13 protein-coding genes are annotated in these 18921 nt (G+C 72.3%); 8 read left to right on the top strand and 5 right to left on the bottom strand.

From position 1 onward, the window contains the following. The first annotated feature begins 51 nt into the window (after nt 1–51). Both GTY67_RS22080 and GTY67_RS22085 read left to right on the top strand, forming a co-directional pair. A complete protein-coding gene (locus GTY67_RS22080) occupies nt 52–1605 on the top strand; it encodes a glycosyltransferase family 29 protein (RefSeq protein WP_161279753.1) in 1554 nt (517 codons plus the stop codon). Further along, nucleotides 1602–3929: a glycosyltransferase gene (locus tag GTY67_RS22085; protein ID WP_161279754.1), complete on the top strand. Its 2328-nt coding sequence runs from the start codon at nt 1602–1604 to the stop codon at nt 3927–3929. The genes GTY67_RS22080 and GTY67_RS22085 overlap by 4 nt, the downstream gene beginning before the upstream one ends. An 85-nt stretch (nt 3930–4014) precedes the next feature. Here GTY67_RS22085 and GTY67_RS22090 read toward each other — a convergent pair whose 3' ends face one another. From GTY67_RS22090 to GTY67_RS22105, 4 genes are all read right to left on the bottom strand, one after another. Next, entirely contained in the window at nt 4015–5388 is a 1374-nt protein-coding gene (locus GTY67_RS22090) for a polysialyltransferase family glycosyltransferase (RefSeq protein ID WP_161279755.1), read from the bottom strand. Beyond that, on the bottom strand, nt 5385–6368 hold the full coding sequence (locus GTY67_RS22095; protein WP_161280219.1) for a glycosyltransferase family 2 protein: 984 nt from the start codon (nt 6366–6368) through the stop codon (nt 5385–5387). Before GTY67_RS22095 ends, GTY67_RS22090 begins: the two co-directional genes overlap by 4 nt. A 219-nt stretch (nt 6369–6587) precedes the next feature. Further along, nucleotides 6588–8861, bottom strand: a complete 2274-nt coding sequence (locus GTY67_RS22100; RefSeq protein WP_161279756.1) for a sialidase family protein — start codon at nt 8859–8861, stop codon at nt 6588–6590. Then, on the bottom strand, nt 8849–9349 hold the full coding sequence (locus GTY67_RS22105) for an RICIN domain-containing protein (protein WP_093690906.1): 501 nt from the start codon (nt 9347–9349) through the stop codon (nt 8849–8851). Before GTY67_RS22105 ends, GTY67_RS22100 begins: the two co-directional genes overlap by 13 nt. A 424-nt stretch (nt 9350–9773) precedes the next feature. Between GTY67_RS22105 and GTY67_RS22110 the strand changes: the two genes are divergently transcribed. From GTY67_RS22110 to GTY67_RS22125, 4 genes are read left to right on the top strand one after another with little or no spacing between them, the layout of a single operon-like run. Further along, nucleotides 9774–11162: a DUF6716 putative glycosyltransferase gene (locus GTY67_RS22110; protein ID WP_161279757.1), complete on the top strand. Its 1389-nt coding sequence runs from the start codon at nt 9774–9776 to the stop codon at nt 11160–11162. 20 nt (nt 11163–11182) lie between these two features. Further along, on the top strand, nt 11183–12421 hold the full coding sequence (locus GTY67_RS22115; RefSeq protein ID WP_161279758.1) for an acylneuraminate cytidylyltransferase: 1239 nt from the start codon (nt 11183–11185) through the stop codon (nt 12419–12421). Between the two features lie 12 nt (nt 12422–12433). Beyond that, complete coding sequence (locus GTY67_RS22120) at nt 12434–13366, top strand: N-acetylneuraminate synthase family protein (RefSeq protein ID WP_093690595.1); 933 nt, start codon at nt 12434–12436, stop codon at nt 13364–13366. Nucleotides 13367–13376: 10 nt separating this feature from the next. Beyond that, nucleotides 13377–14411: a hypothetical protein gene (locus tag GTY67_RS22125; protein ID WP_161279759.1), complete on the top strand. Its 1035-nt coding sequence runs from the start codon at nt 13377–13379 to the stop codon at nt 14409–14411. Between the two features lie 82 nt (nt 14412–14493). Here GTY67_RS22125 and GTY67_RS22130 read toward each other — a convergent pair whose 3' ends face one another. After that, nucleotides 14494–16155, bottom strand: a complete 1662-nt coding sequence (locus GTY67_RS22130) for a VCBS repeat-containing protein (protein WP_161279760.1) — start codon at nt 16153–16155, stop codon at nt 14494–14496. 258 nt (nt 16156–16413) lie between these two features. On the opposite strand from GTY67_RS22130, the gene GTY67_RS22135 reads away from it, so the two are divergent. Continuing rightward, a complete protein-coding gene (locus tag GTY67_RS22135) occupies nt 16414–17649 on the top strand; it encodes an amidohydrolase (RefSeq protein WP_161280220.1) in 1236 nt (411 codons plus the stop codon). Nucleotides 17650–17823: 174 nt separating this feature from the next. After that, a complete protein-coding gene (locus GTY67_RS22140) occupies nt 17824–18870 on the top strand; it encodes a BMP family ABC transporter substrate-binding protein (protein WP_161279761.1) in 1047 nt (348 codons plus the stop codon). Nucleotides 18871–18921 lie beyond the last annotated feature (51 nt).

Below are 18921 nucleotides of genomic sequence, written 5' to 3' on the forward strand. Positions count from 1 at the left end.
CGCGCGAACCGAAGCCCCCTCCCCCCACGGGCACCAGACGCTTGGAGCGCCATGACGAAAGCCCGCACCCGCTGGCCACGGCAACGTGACGCGGAGGCCCCGACACCGTCCGGAGAGACGGTGGCCGCCGACCGGGTCGACGCCATGGATCTGGAGACCTGCCTGAGTGCCTGTGCCGCGCACAGCACCAAGCTCGTCGCGAGCCTGGACCGGCGGCGCAACGCCCTGGCCGAGGCGCTCCGCAACCTCCTCGCCACCCATGCCGCGACCGTCCCGGCGACCTCGGGCACCAGCCCGCTGCCGCTGCTGCGACGCCCGGCCAAGGCCTCGTCCGGCTCCGCGCTGCTGCTCGGCGAGGCGCTCCTGGACCCGCTGCTCGCCGTCGGCAACAAGGCCCTGGACTGCGGTTACGAGGACGAGGCGAAGCTCGCCCTGATGGTCGCCGACACCGTGCTCACCCAGCGCAAGGGCTCCCGGGCCGGCTGGCGGCTGCGCGCCCGTGTGCTGGAGGCCATGGGCGCCGAGAGCGCCGCCGTCGCCGCGTTCGAGCGCTACCTCGAACTCACCGAGGAGGACGGCTTCGGCGTGGCCTCCAAGGTCGCCGGTCTCCGCGAGGGCGCCCGGCTCCAGGCGGAGCTGGTCCAGCGGCTCGCCGCCGGCTGTCCCGAGGCCCGGGAGTTCGCCGACCGCTCGGTCACCGACTCCTGGGCGCAGGGCCTGGAGGCGCACGCCCGGGGCGCCCGGCACGAGGCCCGCCCGCTGCTGATCGGCGCGCTGCTCGGCCAGATCGCGGCCGACGCCCCGGTGCAGGAGATCCAGCAGACGATCGCGCACTACCTCGGCCTGCTCCGCGAGGAGACCGGTGTCGCGGGCGGCGGGAGCGCGCCCGCCACGGGCCCCGGCGACCCCTCCGCGCTCGCCGAGCTCACCGCCCTCACCACGCTCTACGCCGAGCAGCGCAGGGCCCGGATGCGCGGCCCGGTCGACGACCCCACCTTCGGCGGCGTCCAGTGGCTCACCCTGGGCGAGTTCCGCAACCGGATCGCCGGGAAGTCCATCTGCCTGATCGCCAACTCCCAGCGGGTGGGCAACAGTTCGCTCGGCAAGGAGATCGACGACTACGACCTGGTCGTCCGCTTCAACTCGTACCGGATCGACCCGGCCGCCACCGGCCGGCGCACCGACATCCACGTCAGCATCCACAAGCACGGGTTCAACTGGGACCAGCACGTCGACACCCGGCTGATCTTCGGCGGGATCTCCGGCGACTGGAAGTATTCGCTGCGCAACCGGCTCGTCCCGGGCGCGCAGACCTACCTGGGGGACGAGTCCCTGCGCTGGCCGGTGCGGGACATAGGGCGCCTGGGCCGGGACGTGTGGTCCTCGATCCCCACCAGCGGCTTCAACATGCTCTGGCTGCTGGACTTCCTGGACGTGAGCCCGCGCCTCGACCTGATCGGCTTCGACTTCTACGAGAGCGGCGCCTACCGGCTGCCCGCCGCGATGCGGATGCCCATCACGTCCGTGCACGAGTACACCAGCGAGAAGGCGTGGGTCATGGAACGGGCCCAGAGCGTCACCGACACGAGGATCCGACTGCGATGACGATGCCCACCACCTCCACCGCGGCCCCCGTGGCGCCCGCGAACGCGCTGACCGGGAAGCGCCGCATCGCCTTCGCCAGCTTCGTGGACGAGAACTACCTGCCCGGCTTCCTCACCCTGCTGCGCAGCCTCGCCCTGTCCAACCCGAACGTCTGCGAGGACTTCCTCGTCCTGCACGACGGACTGCGCCCCGACTCCGTGGCGAAGATCCGCGCCCTGCACCCGCGCACCGACTTCCGCCGGGTGGAAGCCGACCACTACGACACGTACGCCAAGGGCGACCAGGACAACTACCTGGTGCGCAAGGCCTACTTCATCCTCGACGTGTTCCGGGTCCGCGACTACGACACCGTGATCACCCTGGACACCGACATGGTCGTCCTGGACGACCTGGGCGAGCTGCTGCGGCTGCGCGAGGGACTGGCCGCCGTCCCGCAGTTCTTCTACGGGCAGCACAAGCTGAACAGCGGGCTGCTGGTCATCCAGCGCGAGTATCTGACCGACACCTTCTGCGCCGAGCTGGACCGGGTCGGCCGGGCCGGCTCGTACGAGCTGGACAAGCACGACCAGGGCATCCTGAACGCCGTGCTGGACGGCGACTTCATCCACCTCGACGCCCGCTACAACTTCGTCAAGCGGCGCCTCTCCGGCGACCTCCCGGTCCCCGAGGACACGGCGATCCTGCACTTCACCGGGCGCCACAAGCCCTGGCAGGGCGGCGAGGCCGGGTACGGCGAGGCCGAGGCGCGCTGGCACGAGTTCGACCTGCCCGACGCCGAGTTCCACGCCGCCTACCTCGCGGCGGGCGGCACCAAGCACCACGACCTGCTGGTCCACTACGGCACCCCGCACGTGAAGCGCACCGGCGACCTGGAGAGCGCCCGCAAGGTGGCCGCCGCCCACATCCTGGCCGGCGAGTACCAGGAGGCCGTCGACCTGCTCGGCCCGCTGCGCATCCCGGTCGACGAGTCCTGGCCGCACGAGGTGCTCGGGCACGCCCTGATGAGCGTGTCCCGGTACGACGAGGCCCGCACCCAGCTCCAGCTGGCCGCGTCCGCCCCCAACCGGGCAGCCACCGCCTACGGGCGGCTCGCCCAGATCGCCTGGATCCACGGCGACGACGAGGGCGCCTCCCGCCTCGCGCTCCAGGGGCTCGGCGTCGACCCCACCCACCGGGCGAACCGGCTGATGCACCTGCGCACCACCGGCCTCACCCGGCCCGCCGAGGACCCCGCCTCCGGCCAACTGGCCCATGTCGCCTTCTACATGGAGCGCCAGGGCAACGCGGGCGACAAGCTGCTCCCCGAGAGCGTACGGCTGGCCTTCGGCCAGGACACCGGGCCCGGCCGCTGGCACTCGGTCCACGCCCACCGGCTCTTCGACGAGGCGGCCCTGGAGCGGGTCAACGCCCGGCGGGGCCTGGTCATCGGCGGCGGCGGGCTCTTCATCCCCGACACCGCGCCGAACGGCAACAGCGGCTGGCAGTGGAACGTCTCCGACGAGCTGCTCGGCCGGATCGACGTACCCGTCATGGTGTACGCCGTCGGCTTCAACGCCTTCGACGGCCAGGCCTACGGACACGGCCGCAAGCGGTTCCTGTCCAGCCTGCGCAAGCTGGTGGAGGCCTCCGCCTTCTTCGGGCTGCGCAATCACGGCTCGATCGAGAAGGTCCGCGACCTGCTGCCGCCGGAGCTCCAGGACAAGGTCCGCTTCCAGCCCTGCCCGACCACGGTCACCCGCCAGCTGGTCGAGGGCTGGCGCGACCCGGCCGAGCGCGAGAACACCATCCTGGTCAACGCCGCCTACGACCGGGCCGGTCTGCGCTTCGGCCACGACTACGGGCACTTCCTCGGCGAGATGGCCACCGCGGTCACCGCGCTGGGCGAACAGGCCGAGGTGAAGTGCGTGGCCCACTCGCTGGACGACGAGCGGATCGCGTTCGACCTGCGGCGCGAGCACGGCATCTCGCTGCCGGTCATCCCGATGTACGACTTCGACAACGACGCCATCCGTGACGTCTACGCCCGCACGAAGCTGGTCATCGGCATGCGGGGGCACGCGGGCATGATCCCGTTCGGCTGCGGCACGCCGATCATCAGCCTGATCTCGCACCCCAAGATGGCCTACTTCCTGGCCGACATCGAACGCCCCGAGTGGGGCATCTCCGTCCACGACCGCCACCTCGGTGCCCGCCTCACGGAACGGGCGACCGAGCTGCTGGCCGACCACGCGGCGACCGTCGCCGATGTGCACGGCCGCCAGCAGGAGCTGTGGAAGGTCACCGAGGCCAACGCCGCGGACCTCCGGGTGATCGTGGGCCGGTAGCCCGTACGGCACTACGGCAGTACGACGGTGGGGCGGGTCCGATGCACGGACCCGCCCCACCGCCGTATCCCCCTCCGGGGCGCTCCTACCGGCGCACCGCCCGCCGCAGCGACCGAGCCCGGCGCACCGCCCTGCGTACCGCCGCACTGCGCGGCAGGAACGAGAACTGCGCCGGCACCCCGCCCGGCAGCCCCAGCGAGGTCAGCCGGCGCCGCTTGAAGTACCGCCAGGTCACCGGTGTGAGGCGGGCGGAGAGATACCGCTCCGCCGCCGGCCGCAGCCCCGGGTGGATCTTCGGCTGCATCGCGAACCCGACCGCCTCCACCAGCGCGGCGACCTCCCGCTCGGCACTGTCCGACGGCCGGCGCTCCTCCACCGCGGCCCTGTCGTCCAGCTCCGGCAGCAGCGCGTCGACGAGCGTGACCGGAATCCGGTTGCTGTTCTCGTACGGGGTGAGCCGGTCCAGCAGCAGCTCGGTGCCGACCCGGGCGACCGGCAGCCCGTAGAACGCCGACGCGGTGAGCAGCGCCGTCGAGAAGCAGCCCACCACCAGGGCCGGCCGCATCCGCTCGTAGATGACCTCGGCGAGCACCGGAGCCCGCAGAACCCCCGTGTCCAGCACGGTCAGCTCCGCGCCGAGCCGCTCCGCCTCCGCCTCCATCGACCGCGACCACTGGGCCGGAGCCGTCGGATGCGGCTTGAACACCAGCCGGGTGTGGCCGAGGGCGACCGCACCCCGCATCATCCGCAGATGCAGCTCCTCCTCCTGGGCCGCCGAGATGAGCCCCAGCGCGGACAGGTACTGCCCCAGCAGCAGGGCCGGGGCCTCGACGGACGGCAACTCGGCGGGGGCCGCTGCCAGTTCACCGAGCACCTTCAGGAACCCCTCGGTCTCCACGACCAGCGGCTCCACCCCGAACTCGGTCAGCAGCAGCGGCTTCAGCCCGGGCACCAGGTCCAGGTGCAGCAGCCGCCGGATGCGTGTCCCGGTCAGCGGATCGAGTTTGCTGCGGGTGGGCCCGTAGCTCATCAGCCCGTCGGCGTACACATCGATCGGGGCGCCGGTGAAGATCCCGGTGATGGCCATCGCCGGGTTGACCTGGATCGACTCGACGGCCAACTCGACGTCGTCGTCGCCCAGCCCCCAGGCCAGCCGCAGATGCCGCTCCCACAGGGGTACGTCGTCCGGGCGCGGGGACCAGCCGCTCGGGTGGAAGGGGGCGATGGTCTCGTTCCAGGAGATGACGTCGTCGAACCGGCCGCGCAGCCGCTCGAAGCCGGGCATCGCGTCGAGGGCCGGGGTCGTCTCCGGGACGGCCGCGTTGTTGCAGACCACCAGCACCCGGCGGTCGGCCGGGCCGAAACAGCCGGTGTCCAGGGCGGCGGCGAGCGTGGCCGCGCCGTAGAGGGTGGAGGCGGCGAAGAGCTGTGTGGTGCGGCGGGCGGGGGCGCTGCTCATGCCGTCGCCACCTCCTTCGCGGCGACGGGCCTGCGGCGCAGCCGGCGCAGGACCGTGGCGCGCTCCACGTCCATCGAGTCGAGGACCTCGTCCAGTACGGGCTGCGGCATCCGGCCGAGCGCCTGTGAACTCCGTGCCTTCAGCATGCGGGCCACCGCCGGTTCGAACCTCGCGATCGAGTTCAGGTGATGGAAGATGATGGCGCAGTACGTGCGGACCGCCTTGGGCAGCAGCGCGTCCGCCTCGGGGTCCTCGGCCGTCTCGCCGATGACCTGGTCGAAGGAGCGGATGAAGTCGAGTTGGCGGACGTCACCGATCTGGGTCAGCGAGGAGGCCACGCCCCGCCGGTAGAAGATGCCCAGCGTGCTGAGCACCGCGAAGGACTCGGCGCGGCGGTGCAGCCGCCAGATCCACGGCCGGTCCTCCGCCGTGCGCAGCCCGTCGGTGAAGTGCAGCAGCCCCCGGTCCAGCAGCCTGCGGTGGTACAGGCCGGCCCAGGCGTACGCGTAGTCCACCGAAGTGGTCCGGTCGGCGGGCAGGATGGCGGTGCGCGGATCGGTCACGGTGTCGCGCCGGCCGTGCGGGACGCGGTGGACCGTACGGTTGCTGCCCTCGACCTGGACATGGTCGGTACGGACGAAGTCGCAGCCCAGGGCCTCGGTGCGGGCGAGCACCTCGGCGAAGTGGCCGGGGGCGACCCAGTCGTCGCCGTCCAGGAAGGCGATGTACTGCCCGCGCGCCGCGTCCAGCCCGGTGTTGCGGGCCGTGGCCAGCCCCCCGTTCCGCTCGTGTCTGTGCACGACCGCCCCCGGGATCTCGTCCTGGGCACGGCGCAGGACGTCCGCCGTCCCGTCGGTCGAGCAGTCGTCGACAAGGATGAACTCGAAGTCCTCACGGATATTGGCCCGAAGACTCCTGAGGGTGTCTGGCGCGTATGTCTGCACGTTGAAGAACGGCACGATGACGGAGAGCTTAACCACGCGCATGACGCTAGGGCAGGTCGCGGCACGGACCTTGTCGCCGGTGGGTAAGGCAGGTGAACGGCGGCGGTCGAGGCGGTGAACCGGTGCTCCGGGTGTTCCGGGGTGTTCCTGGCGCTCCGGGGTGTTCCCGGCACTCCGGGTGTTCCTGAAGGAATCACCCGGAGCGCCGGGTTCCCGCTCGGAGCCCGCCTTCTCGGCGGCCTCGGGCCGCCCGGGTCAGCTGCACGTCACCCGGGTCCACTCCACCAACGACTCCACCGGGTCGGCCGCCGTGCCCTGCACCCAGTGCGTCACCCCCGGCGTGGTCGCCAGGTCCTGGACGGTCCAGGTGGCGCCGGTGTCCGCGCCGTTCCGGTGGAGCCGTGCCTCGCCCCCGCTGCGCGTGACCACCTTCCAGGAGGTGGGCGCCGTGGCGGAGGTGCTCGCGTAGACCCTGGACCAGGCCGTCTCCCCCTTGCGGATCGCGTAGACGCCGTCCGCCTGGAACGTGAGCATCAGCCGCCGGGCGCCCGTGTCGACCCGGACGCCCATCGAGGCGCCCGCGCCCGTCGCCGTATCGAGGGCGCCGGGGTCGGTGACCTGGCCCCGGAAGTCGACGGTCGGGTCGCAGAGCTTGGGTGTGCCGTGCCGGACGGTGGCGGCCGAGCCGTCGGCGCTCCGCAGCCGCAGCCGGCTCTCCCCGGTCACCGCCGCCGTCCCGCCGTTCGGCGCCGCGCTCCAGCCGGCCAGGTCGTCCCAGGTGGAGGCGGCGATCCCGCTCTCCACGCCCACGCTGTCGATCCACGCCTCGGCCGGATCGGCGGCGGAGCCCGAGGACCGGAGCCTGATGCCCGGGGGTGCGGTGCTCTCCGGCAGGTTCCAGTGGGCGCCGGTCTCCTGGGAGTCCCGGTAGAGGGTGGCCCGGCCCTGGGCGTCGACCACGGCCTTCCAGGTGTGCGGGGCCGCGTCGCCGGGGGTGGCGAGCACCCGGGTCCACCCCGGCTCGCCCGCCCGGAGTGCGTGGACCCCGTCCTCCTGGACGGTGAACGCCAGGCGCCGGGTCCCGGTGTGCACGCTCAGGGCGAGGGTCGCTCCGGCCCCGGTGGCCGGGTCGAGGCGGGAGTAGTCGCTGACCCTGCCGCGTACGGTCGCGACCAGGGCGCCGGGCGGCGCGTAGGGGCGTTCGGCCGACGCGCCCGCCAAGTCCTTTGCCGCCAGGTGCAGTTCACCGCCCGATGTCACCTCGGCCGTACCGCTTCCCGGGACCGCCGTCCAGCCCGCCGGGGTGTCGAACCCGGTGGAGGTGTTGGTGAACGCGTCGGAGACGTCCAGCCGGTTCACCTTGATCGCGGAGGTGTCGTGCTCCCAGGTGACGAAGAACTTGCCGGGTGCGTACTCGTCCGCCATCGCGTAGGTGTCCCAGCCCGCCCCGGTGCCGGAGGTCACCCGGGGCCCGTCGGCGAAGAACCGGCCCGAACTCCACCGCTCGCCGGGGCGCTTGACCTTGTAGTGCAGCACCTCGCGGGCGAGCGCCGGTTCGGGGCCGGTCCAGGCCCGGCCCGCCGTGTTGTAGATGGTGAGGTACTGCCCGTCGGCGCCCTTGGTGAGGAAGCCCTTGGTGTTGTAGTTGGGCAGCTCGGTGTCGAGGACGAACGGGGACCAGCTCAGCCCGCCGTCGGTGCTCCTCGCGGTCGCGGCGTACGTCGGTTTGGTGAGGTAGTCCGAGGCCGGCGGGTAGGTGGGGCGCGCGGTCATGATCAGCGTGCCCGGTTCGTCGTGCGACGCCACGATCTGGGGTTCACCGGCCCGCAGCCCGTTCGGGTCCGGGACGAAGGCGCCCGCCGTCCAGGTGGAGAGGTTCCCGCCCGAGGAGCGGAGCACCCCGCTGCGCTGGCCGGAGGACCAGAAGGGGATGACGTGCGTGCCGTCGGCCAGCCTGAGCGGGCGGCCCGCCACGACGAGGTTCGCGATGTTCTGCGGCACGTCGACCGGGTGGTCCTGCCAGGTGTGGCCCTCGTCGGTGCTGCGTCTGGCGACCAGGGTGACCGGCAGCCCCGAGCTGGACTGCGGCGAGGTGCGGCCGAGGAACGCGTACAGCGTGCCGCCGTCCTGGTACAGGATCACGTAGTGCCACATCGCCTCGGACGTGGCCTGGGCCAGATGCCGGGGCGTGCTCCAGGTCGCTCCGCCGTCGGTGGTGTAGGCGTAACGGATGTGCCCCTGGTCCACCTTCCCCGGCCAGATCCCCTCGCGCCAGGCCACCACCGCCCTGTTCTCCCCGGTGGCGATGATGTCGGGGGTGCGGGTCCCGTCCCCCTGGCTGACCGTGTCCCTGTGGACCGTCGTCTCCGCCGCCGTCCCCTCCGCGTACGCCGGGGGAACGGCTCCTGCCAGGCAGGCCAGGAGCGCGGCGGCCGGGACGAGCCCGAACCGCCGTCCGCGGCGCGGGCCCCGGAGGGCCGGCGCGCCACGGACGGGCAGCCGCCGCAGCAGCGTGGCTACCACACCCACTGCTGGTCCGCGCTGGTGCCGCACGTCCACTGGACGGCCTTGGTGCCCGCGGTGGTGCTGGAGTTCGGGATGGCCAGGCAGCGGTCGCTGTTGAGGTTGCGCAGCCGGTAGGCGCTGTCGTAGATCCACACCTGGTCGGTGTTGGTGCCGCACGTCCACTGGATGGCGTTGGCGCCGTTGGCCGTGCTGGAGCCGCCGATCGCCAGGCACTTGTCGCTGTTGAGGTTGCGGATTCTCACCCGGTCGCCGTTGCCGCCCGCGACTCTCTCCAGGGACCAGAACTGGTCGTTGTTGGTGGTGCAGGTCCACTGCACCAGCTCGGTGCCGTTCGCCGTGCTGGAGCCGGGCACCGCGAGACAGCGCCCGGTACCGGCGTTGTACAGCGACGCGTACACGGCGGTGGGCGCGGCCGACGCCGTCGGGGAGAAGGCGAGGACCGACGCACCGGCCAGAGCCGCTGCCGCCGCCTTGGATTTCACGCCGCTCATACGGAACATGGTGATTTCACTCCGCTCATCAGGATGGATTTACTCCCGGTCCCGGTCCGGGTTACGGGATCGCCGAGGAGCATCGCAGGATGATCGTGTGCGGACAATCAATTAATCGAGTGATCGCCGTGGCCCGAAAGCGCCACCGAGGGGGAGCGTGAAGGCCGACCGCCCTCCGGGTGAACTCGCGCTCTGCATAGGTGTTTTGGCCCGCAGCGCACCGCGCGACGGGCCCCGCCGGCCGGTCTCCTCCGCCACCCGCCCCACGGCAGGTGAACGGTGAATGGAATAGAGGTGAACTGGCCCCCAAGGGAATCCTTTTTACGGGTCCGGTCCGCCGAATCGCCAATAGTCGGCTCGCTGTTAACCATCTGTTGCCGTCGCGTTGGGCCGCGGATCGAAATGCCTTCCTAACTTCTAGGACGTGCCCCCACGTACCAGCAATGCGGCCGATCCGGCCCCGACCCCCGCCGAGCCCCGCCCGGCGCTGCGGGTCGCCGTCCTCGCCGACTCCGACACCCGGTGGAAATGGGGCGCGCTCACCGCGCGCCGCCTGACCGCCGAGGCCGACGGGGGCGGGCGGGGCGCGCGCCCCGTCGAGGTCAGCGGGCTGCTGCTGCGCGGCCGGGCCACCCCGACACCCCGCCAGCTCGCGGAGGTCGGCGAGGTCGGGATCGACGCCGGGCGGGTCCGTGAGGTCACCGCGGTCGAGTTCCTGCACACCGTGCGCGACGAGGGGTACGACGTCGTCGTCCTCGCCCTCGTCGGCGGCGGCGTCCAGGCCATGCTGCACGGACTGGCCGCACTGGACCTCACGCGCCGCCCCGTCGTCGTCACCGGCTACGTGGGCGTCGTCTACGAGAAGCTCGCCGACGGCCTCCTCCTCCGCCACGGCGCCGACATCGTCCTCGCCAACTCGGCCCACGACGCGGAGCGCTTCCGCGCGGTGTACGAGGGAGTGGGCGCCGACGCCTCCGCCGTCACCGAGGCCGCGCTGCCCTTCCTCGGCGGAGCCCCGTACCGCCCCGAAGAGGGCCGCGACACCGTGGTGTTCGCCGCCCAGCCCTCCGTACCGGCCTCCCGCGCCGACCGTACGTACCTGCTCCGGCGGCTCGTGGAGCACGCCCGGCTGCACCCGCGCCGCGAGGTGCTGCTCAAGCTGCGCTCCAAGCCCGGCGAGCACACCACGCACATCGAGGAGCTGCCATACCAGAAGCTCGCGCAGAAGGTGCCCGGCGGGCTGCCGCCCAACTTCCGCCTGGTCTACGGGCACATGGGCGAGGTCCTGGACCGCACGGACCTCCTGGTCACCGTCTCCTCGACCGCCGCCCTGGAGTCCCTGCACCGCCGCATCCCGACCGCGATCCTCACCGACCTCGGCGTACGGGAGACGCTCGGCAACCACCACTTCGTCGGCTCCGGGCTCCTCACCTCCTGGGACCGGCTGGACGGCGGGTTCCGCCCGCGCCCCGACGGACAGTGGCTCGCCGGCCAGGGCGTCGCCGCCGACGGCTCGTACGCCACCGCCTACGACACCGCCCGCGCCAAGGTGGTCGAGCTGCTGGACGAAGCCCAACTCCCGCCCCTGGCGCCCTACTACACGCCCGCCACCGCCCCCGGCTACCTCCCCTCCATCCTCGCCCGCCACCACCTGGCCCCCGACGGCACGCCCCTGCCGGGCGCCGCCGCACCGCAGGAGACCGGCCGGGTGCGGGGCGCGGTGCGGGAGACCGTACGCAACGCGGCGCGCGGCGCCTACCGGCACGGCGTCCAGCGCGTCGCCCCGGTGATCCGCCGGATGGGAGAGCTGTGACCACCACCTCAGGAGCCTCGATGACATCGACCGTGCTCGCCGTGATCCCCGCCCGCGGCGGATCCAAGGGCGTCCCCGCCAAGAACCTCGCCGAGGTCGGCGGCATCCCGCTGGTGGCCCGCGCGGTCCGCGCCGCACTCGGCGCCCCCGAGGTCACCGATGTCGTCGTCACCACCGACGACGGGACCATCGCCGAGGCCGCCCGCACCGCCGCCGCCCACCTCGGCGCCGCCCACCGGCTGCACTGCGTGGAGCGCCCCGCCGCCATCGCGGGCGACACCGCCACCAGCGAGGCGGCCGTGCTGCACGCGTTGGACACGTACGAGGCCGAGCGCGCCGAGCGCGTCGACGTGGTCCTCCTCGTCCAGTGCACCAGCCCCTTCGTCTCCCGCGAGGACATCGACGGGGTGGCCCGGGCGGTCGTCCACGAGGGCGCCGACACGGCCGTCACCGTCGCCCCGTTCCACGGGTTCGTCTGGCGCGACGGGGCCGCGGTCGAGGAGGGCACGTACGGCGTCAACCACGACAAGTCCGTACGCCCCCGCCGCCAGGACCGCCCCCAGGACTACCTGGAGACGGGCGCCGCGTACGCGATGGACGCGGCGGGCTTCCGTACCCACCGCCACCGCTTCTTCGGCCACACCGCCCTGGTCCCCACCGACCCGGCCCGGGTGCTGGAGATCGACGACCCGCACGACCTGGCCCGCGCCCGCGCGCTCGCCCCGCTCCTGGACCCCTCGCCGCTGCCCTCCCTCGGGGACGTGGACGCGGTCGTCCTGGACTTCGACGGCACCCAGACCGACGACCGGGTCATGGTCGACTCCGACGGCCGCGAGACCGTCGCAGTCCACCGGGGCGACGGGCTCGGCATCGCCGCCCTGCGCAAGGCCGGCGTGCCGCTGCTGATCCTCTCCACCGAACAGAACCCGGTCGTCGCCGCCCGCGCCCGCAAGCTCCAGGTCCCCGTCCTGCACGGCATCGACCGCAAGGACGAGGCGCTCAAGCAGTGGTGCGACGAGCAGAACATCGCCCCCGACCGCGTCCTCTACGTCGGCAACGACGTCAACGACCTGGGCTGCTTCGCGCTCGCGGGCTGGCCCGTGGCGGTCGGCAGCGCCCACGACTCGGTACGCGCAGCGGCGCGCGCCGTCACGACCACCCCCGGCGGCTACGGCGCCATCCGCGAGATCGCGGCCTGGCTGCTGGGCCCCACCCTCACCACGACCACCACCCCTGCCCCCACCGTCCCCACCAAGTAAGGAAGCACCACCATGAGCACCTCCCGCCTGCGCACGTTCGGGACCCGTACCGCCGGACCCGGCAACCCCGTCTACATCACCGGCGAGATCGGCATCAACCACAACGGCGACCTCGGCAACGCCCTCGCCCTGATCGACGTGGCCGCCGAAGCCGGCTGCGACGCGGTCAAGTTCCAGAAGCGCACCCCGGAGATCTGCACCCCGCGCGACCAGTGGGACATCGAGCGCGACACCCCCTGGGGCCGGATGACGTACATCGACTACCGCCACCGCGTCGAGTTCGGCGAGGAGGAGTACCGGGCCATCTCCGAGCACTGCGCCGAGCGCGGCATCGACTGGTTCGCCTCCCCGTGGGACACCGAGGCCGTCGCCTTCCTGGAGAAGTTCGACGTCCCCGCCCACAAGGTCGCCTCCGCCTCCCTCACCGACGACGAGCTGCTGCGCGCCCTGCGCGCCACCGGCCGCACGGTCATCCTCTCCACCGGCATGTCCACCCCGAAGCAGATCCGCCACGCGGTGGAGGTCCTGGGCAGCGACAACATCCTGCTCTGCCACGCCACCTCGACGTACCCGGCCAAGGCCGAGGAGCTCAACCTGCGGGTCATCAACACCCTCCAGCAGGAGTACCCCAACGTCCCGATCGGCTACAGCGGCCACGAGACGGGCCTCCAGACCACCCTCGCCGCCGTCGCCCTCGGCGCCACCTTCGTGGAGCGCCACATCACCCTGGACCGCGCCATGTGGGGCTCCGACCAGGCCGCCTCCGTGGAGCCGCAGGGCCTGACCCGCCTGGTCCGCGACATCCGCACCATCGAGGCCTCCCTCGGTGACGGCGTCAAGAAGGTGTACGAGTCCGAGCTCGGCCCGATGAAGAAGCTCCGCCGCGTCGCGGGCGTCGTCGCCGAGACCGAGAACGCGGCGGCCCCCGAGCCGGTCGCGGTCTGAGCGCCGACCGGTGAACCTCGCCTTCGTCGAGAGCCCGGTCCAGCTCCTGAACGTCCTGGAGTGGACCCACGCCATGGGGGGAGACGACCCGGCCGGCACCACGGTCGTCGTCCTCCCCCCGGTCGACCCGATGTCGCGCGGCCAGCTGCGCAGGATGGCGGAGCTGGCCCGCGACGAGGGCATCACCGTCCGCTGGCAGGAGGCGCGCGGGGACTCCGGCGCGCCTCTCAAGGCCCTGCGCGCCCTGGCCGGGCTGGTCAGGCGGGCGGACCACATAGTGATCGGCGACCCGTTCTCCCGCTATGTGCAGCTCCTGCTGACCCTGGTCCGCGCCGAGCGCCTCACGGTGGTCGACGACGGCACGGCCACCATGGAGTTCGTCACCCAGCTGGCCCGGGGCGAGCGGCTGACCCGCTGGCACCGCAAGGGCCGCGGCGGACCGCGCGAACTGCTCCTCGCCCCGGTCACGGCCACCGCCCGGCGCCGCTTCACCCCGACGGCCCGGCACGAGGTGGAGGTCTTCACCGCGATGCCGGTCGACCCCCCGAAGGGCGTCACCGTCACCCCCAACACCTTCGCCTGGACCCGCGCCCGCTTCGGCCCGCCGAGCGTCGGCAAGGGCGCGGACCTGGTCGGCACCTCCCTGGTGGAGACGGGCGTGGTCGACGCGGTCCCGTACCAGGAGGCGGTCGCGTCCCTGGCCCGCACCCACGGCGCCACCCGCTACTTCGCCCACCGCCGCGAGTCCGCCGAGAAGCTCCACGCCCTGGAAGCCGCCACCGGCCTGGAGATAGTCCGCCCGGACCTCCCCCTGGAACTCATCGCCCGCCGGGGCCCCATCGGCCACACGGTGGTGAGCTTCCCCTCGACGGTGGTCCACACCCTCCCCCTGGCCCTGGCCGGCACGGGCGTGAACATCGCGGTCTGCGACATCGCCCCGGAATGGCTCCGCACCACGGCCTCGCCCCGCGCCCAGGGGTTCCTGAGCGGGGTCACGGAGACGGCGCGGGGGGTGCAGCGGCTGACGTCCACGGCACACGCGTAGGGCCCCCGGGTCACCCCGGGGGCCCTCGACGCGTCAGGCGCCCGCGCCCGGGCCCCCGGTCACTCCGAGGGCCCTCGACGCGTCAGCCGATCGCCTGCCCGTCCCCGAAACCGAAGCCGCCGCCCGCGCTCACGCGGCCCGGCCACACGGTCACGGTGCCGTCCTGCGTACGTCCGTGCAGGTCGGCGATGCCGTCGCCGTCGAGGTCGCCGACCGTGTCCAGCGCCGGGTGGGTGGCCGGGGTGAAGCCCGCGCCGATCTTCACGCGGTCCGCCGGGGCGTCCCACGTGGTGCCGTCGGGGCCGTCGGTGCCGGGCACGCTGTAGAGGTCGCCCGTGGCCTTCTCGCGGAGCCACAGGTCCGCCAGGCCGTCACCGTCGAGGTCACCGGGGGCGAGGACGGTGTAGTCGTCCCAGTCCGTCCCTCCGACCCGCACCGGGGCGTCCAGCATCTGGCCCCACAGGCCGTGGTAGACCCACAGGTCGCCGCCCTCCTGGACGAGGAGGTCGCCCCGGCCGTCGCCGTTCAGGTCGCCGGGGGCGATGACCTGGTCCGCGTCGCCCCAGTGGTCGTCGCCCGTCCAGCCGGGCTCGCCCACGCAGCCGTAGCTCTCGTCCGGCACCGGGCAGAAGACCGTGAGCTCCTGCCGGCCCGCGGCGGAGTTGACCGTCCCCAGGCCGTTGTTGGAGTGGACCCAGAGCTTCTGCCGCTGCTCGTACGGGTCGTACTCCAGCGTCACCAGGTCGACGTATCCGTCACCGTCCCAGTCGGTGCGGTAGGAGGCGTCCCGGGCGTCGGGCACGGTCAGGTTGCCGTCGGCCGCCGGGGCGAAGGTGCCGTCGCCGCGTCCCGCGTAGGTGTGCAGCTTCCCCTGCGCGTCCAGGCTCCAGATGTCCTTGGCACCGTCGCCGTTGAGGTCGCCGGGGGCGTCGAGGCCGGTGCTCCGGGCGTAGAAGTGGTACGTGGCCGTGTCCGAGCGGTTGCCGGCCCGGTCGACGCTGTGGACGTACAGCATGTGCGGTCCGCCGGTCAGCGGAGTGGCCGTCACGTCCGCCGTCCCGCCGGGGGATACGGAGACCTCACGCTGCTCCGGGTCGAAGGAGGTGTGCCAGACGTACCCGACGACGTCGTCCACACCGGCCGCGCCCAGGGTGAAGGTGCCGGGCGTACGGGCGTCGCCGGTCTCGGCCGGCCAGCCGCCGGACCCGTCGGGGAACTCCACCGAGGAGACCGTCGGCGGCTTGTCGGGGCGGACGCGGTCCACCGAGAACGTGCAGAAGCCGGTCCAGGCGGAGGCCGCCCCCTCCGCGTCCTCGGCCCGGACCCGCCAGCGGTAGTCGCCCGAGGGCAGATCGGCCCGGTAGGAGGCGGTGGAGCCCGCTGTGGCGCCGACCGAGGCGTCGGCGACCGGTTCCGTCCCGCCGGAGGCGAAGATCTGGAACTGCGCGGTGAGGGAGAGGGAGTCGGCGTCCCTGACCCGGGCCAGCAGCGTCAGCTGCGTGTTGCCGACGAACCCCCCGGCGCACTCGGTGGCCGGGCTCGTGGCCAGGCGGTCGGGTATCCGCGGAGGCGTGTTCGCGGCGGACGCGCGCACGGCGGAGGCGGTGGAGCGGGCGCCGTCCGCCGAAGCCGCGGCGGGCGGGGCCAGGGCGGCGACGGTGCCGAGCGACGCGACGACGGCCACCAGGACCGGGCCGCGGCGGAGTCTCTTCCTCTTCGGGGCGGAGCTGGACGTGCTGTTCATAGGACTCCTCACAGGAAATTCATGATTTCTTCGTGATCCTATGGAGGCCGCCGACGGGCCGGAACGGATTTTCGGTCCGGCTCCAGGTGGGGCGGCCTGCGGCCGGTGCCCAGCCCGCCGAAAGGCCCGGGAGTGTACCCATCCAGGACCCCCGTCACACGCCCCCACCCCGCCTTTCGTTCCCCTGTGCGGCTGAAGTTTTGTTGATCTGTGGCCAGTTGAGGGACGAAGGGGCCTACCCTTCACAAGGTGAACCAGTTGAAGTCCCGCGCCTCCCGCCCCGAAGACCTGGTCGACCAGCCGGGGGGAGGTGGGCTGCCCGGCAGGCTCGGTGACGAGCTGCGGGCCGAGCTGATCGCCTTCCGCCGGGATCTGCACATGCACCCCGAGCTGGGCAACCAGGAGTTCCGCACCACCGCCGCCATCAAGGACCGGCTGGAGAAGGCCGGGCTGAAGCCGCGCGTCCTCGATGTGGGGACCGGGCTCGTCTGCGACGTGGGGGAGTGGGACGGGGTGACGCCCATGCTGGCGTTGCGGGCCGACATCGACGCGCTGCCGATCCCCGACACCAAGGTGGACGTCCCCTACCGGTCCACCGTCCCCGACCGCGCCCACGCCTGCGGGCACGACGTCCACACCACCACCGTCCTCGGCGCCGGCCTGGTGCTCGCCGGGCTGCACCGGCAGGGGCTCCTGCCCAACGCCGTGCGCCTGGTCTTCCAGCCCGCCGAGGAGGTCCTCCCGGGCGGCGCGGTCGACGCGATCGAGTCCGGGGTGCTGGAGGGCGTCGGGCGCATCATCGCCGTCCACTGCGACCCGAAGGTGGACGCCGGGAAGATCGGGCTGCGCATCGGCCCCATCACCTCCGCCTGCGACCGCCTGGAGATCTCCCTCGACGGCCCCGGCGGCCACACCGCCCGCCCGCACCTCACCACCGACCTGGTCACCGCCGCCGCCCGGGTCGCCGTGGACGTCCCCGCGCTGCTCTCCCGCCGCGTCGACGCCCGCTCGGGGCTCGTCCTCACCTGGGGCCGCCTCCACACCGGCCACGCCCCCAACGTCGTCCCGCAGCACGCCGAGCTCTCCGGCACGGTCCGCTGCCTCGACCTGAACGCCTGGCGGGACGCGCCCGACCTGGTGCACGCCGCCATCGACGAGGTGGCCGGAATGCATCGGGCCAAGACGGTGATCAATTACGTACGGGGCGTGCCGCCCGTGGTGAACGACGCCGAGTCCATCGGCCTGCTGGACGCGGCGATGACCGAGCGCCGCGGTTCGTATGCGATCGAGGACACCGAGCAGAGCCTCGGCGGCGAGGACTTCTCCTGGTACCTGGAGCGCGTCCCCGGCGCGATGGCCCGTCTGGGGGTCCGGCCGCCCGGCGACACGCGCGGTCTGGACCTGCACCGGGGCAACTTCGACGTGGACGAGGAAGCCATCACCGTGGGGGTTGAGCTGTTCACGGCCGCCGCCCTGCTGGCCGGACGGTCTTAGGGCTGCCGTAACGAACTGTTCGTGGGCCATCCATGGACGGCCGCGACACCTTCTGTTCGCGACGATCCGATAACGGCTTCCGTACGTGCTCTTATCTGACATCTACGCGCGTTACGATCGCCGCGAAACCAGCGCCGGAAGAGGCGCTTCGGTCAGGTTTGAAGGAGCCTTCCCTTGCGCCGGATCACCAGGATTGCCACCGTGGGTGTCGCGTCAGCGGCCCTCGCGCTCAGCGCCACCGCGTGTGGCGGAAAAACGTCGTCGGACTCCGGTTCCGACGGTTCGGACAAGGCCGCCATCGCGTACGACATCGGTGGCCGCGGCGACCAGTCGTTCAACGACGCCGCCTACGCCGGTCTCGCCAAGGCCGAGAAGGACCTCGACATCGACGGCAACGAGGCCGAGCCGTCGGACGGCGAGAGCGACGCCGACAAGGTCCAGCGCCTCACCGAGCTGGCCCGCGCCGGCAACAACCCGGTGATCGGTGTCGGCTTCGCCTACGCGCCCGCCATCAAGAAGGTCGCGCCGAAGTTCCCGAAGACCACCTTCGGGATCATCGACGACGCCTCGGTGACCGGCAAGAACATCGCCAACATCGTCTTCAACGAGGAGCAGGGCTCCTACCTCGCCGGCGTCGCCGCCGCCAAGGTCACGAAGACGAAGGTGGTCGGCTTCATCGGTGGCGTCGAGACCCCGCTGATCAAGAAGTTCGAGGCCGGTTACGTCCAGGGCGTCAAGGACACCGACCCGTCGGTGAGCGTGCTCCCGCAGTACCTGACCCAGCCGCCGAACTTCGACGGCTTCTCCAAGCCCGACCTCGGCAAGGCCGCCGCCCAGGGCCAGCTCGACAAGAAGGCCGACGTCATCTACTCGGCCGCCGGTCTGGCCGGCTCCGGTGCCATCGAGGCCGCCTCCAAGGCGGGCAAGTGGAACATCGGCGTCGACTCCGACCAGTACAACCAGGCGGGCCTCGCCAACTACAAGGAGTCCATCCTGACCTCGGTCACGAAGGACGTCGAGGACTCGGTCTTCAACCTGATCAAGTCGGTCCAGGACGGCAAGCCGCAGTCCGGTGAGATCCGCTACGGCCTGGACAAGGACGGCGTCGGCCTGTCGATGTCCAACCCGGCCTTCACCGAGATGAAGGACGTCATCGCCGCGGTCGACAAGGCCAAGCAGGAGATCATCGACGGCAAGATCACCGTCAAGACCGCCCCGTAACAAGGTCGGTCGAATCGGCCCCGGCCTTCCGGGCCAGGTCCTCCGGCTGGT

The organism is Streptomyces sp. SID8374, assembly GCF_009865135.1.
GTDB lineage: Bacteria > Actinomycetota > Actinomycetes > Streptomycetales > Streptomycetaceae > Streptomyces.

Bases quoted from the DNA above. Each gene is read 5' to 3' on its own strand.
- GTY67_RS22115 (WP_161279758.1), top strand. From the start codon at position 11,183: ATGACATCGACCGTGCTCGCCGTGATCCCCGCCCGCGGCGGATCCAAG.
- GTY67_RS22105 (WP_093690906.1), bottom strand. From the start codon at position 9,349: ATGAGCGGCGTGAAATCCAAGGCGGCGGCAGCGGCTCTGGCCGGTGCG.
- GTY67_RS22085 (WP_161279754.1), top strand. From the start codon at position 1,602: ATGACGATGCCCACCACCTCCACCGCGGCCCCCGTGGCGCCCGCGAAC.
- GTY67_RS22130 (WP_161279760.1), bottom strand. From the start codon at position 16,155: ATGAACAGCACGTCCAGCTCCGCCCCGAAGAGGAAGAGACTCCGCCGC.
- GTY67_RS22120 (WP_093690595.1), top strand. From the start codon at position 12,434: ATGAGCACCTCCCGCCTGCGCACGTTCGGGACCCGTACCGCCGGACCC.
- GTY67_RS22080 (WP_161279753.1), top strand. From the start codon at position 52: ATGACGAAAGCCCGCACCCGCTGGCCACGGCAACGTGACGCGGAGGCC.
- GTY67_RS22090 (WP_161279755.1), bottom strand. From the start codon at position 5,388: ATGAGCAGCGCCCCCGCCCGCCGCACCACACAGCTCTTCGCCGCCTCC.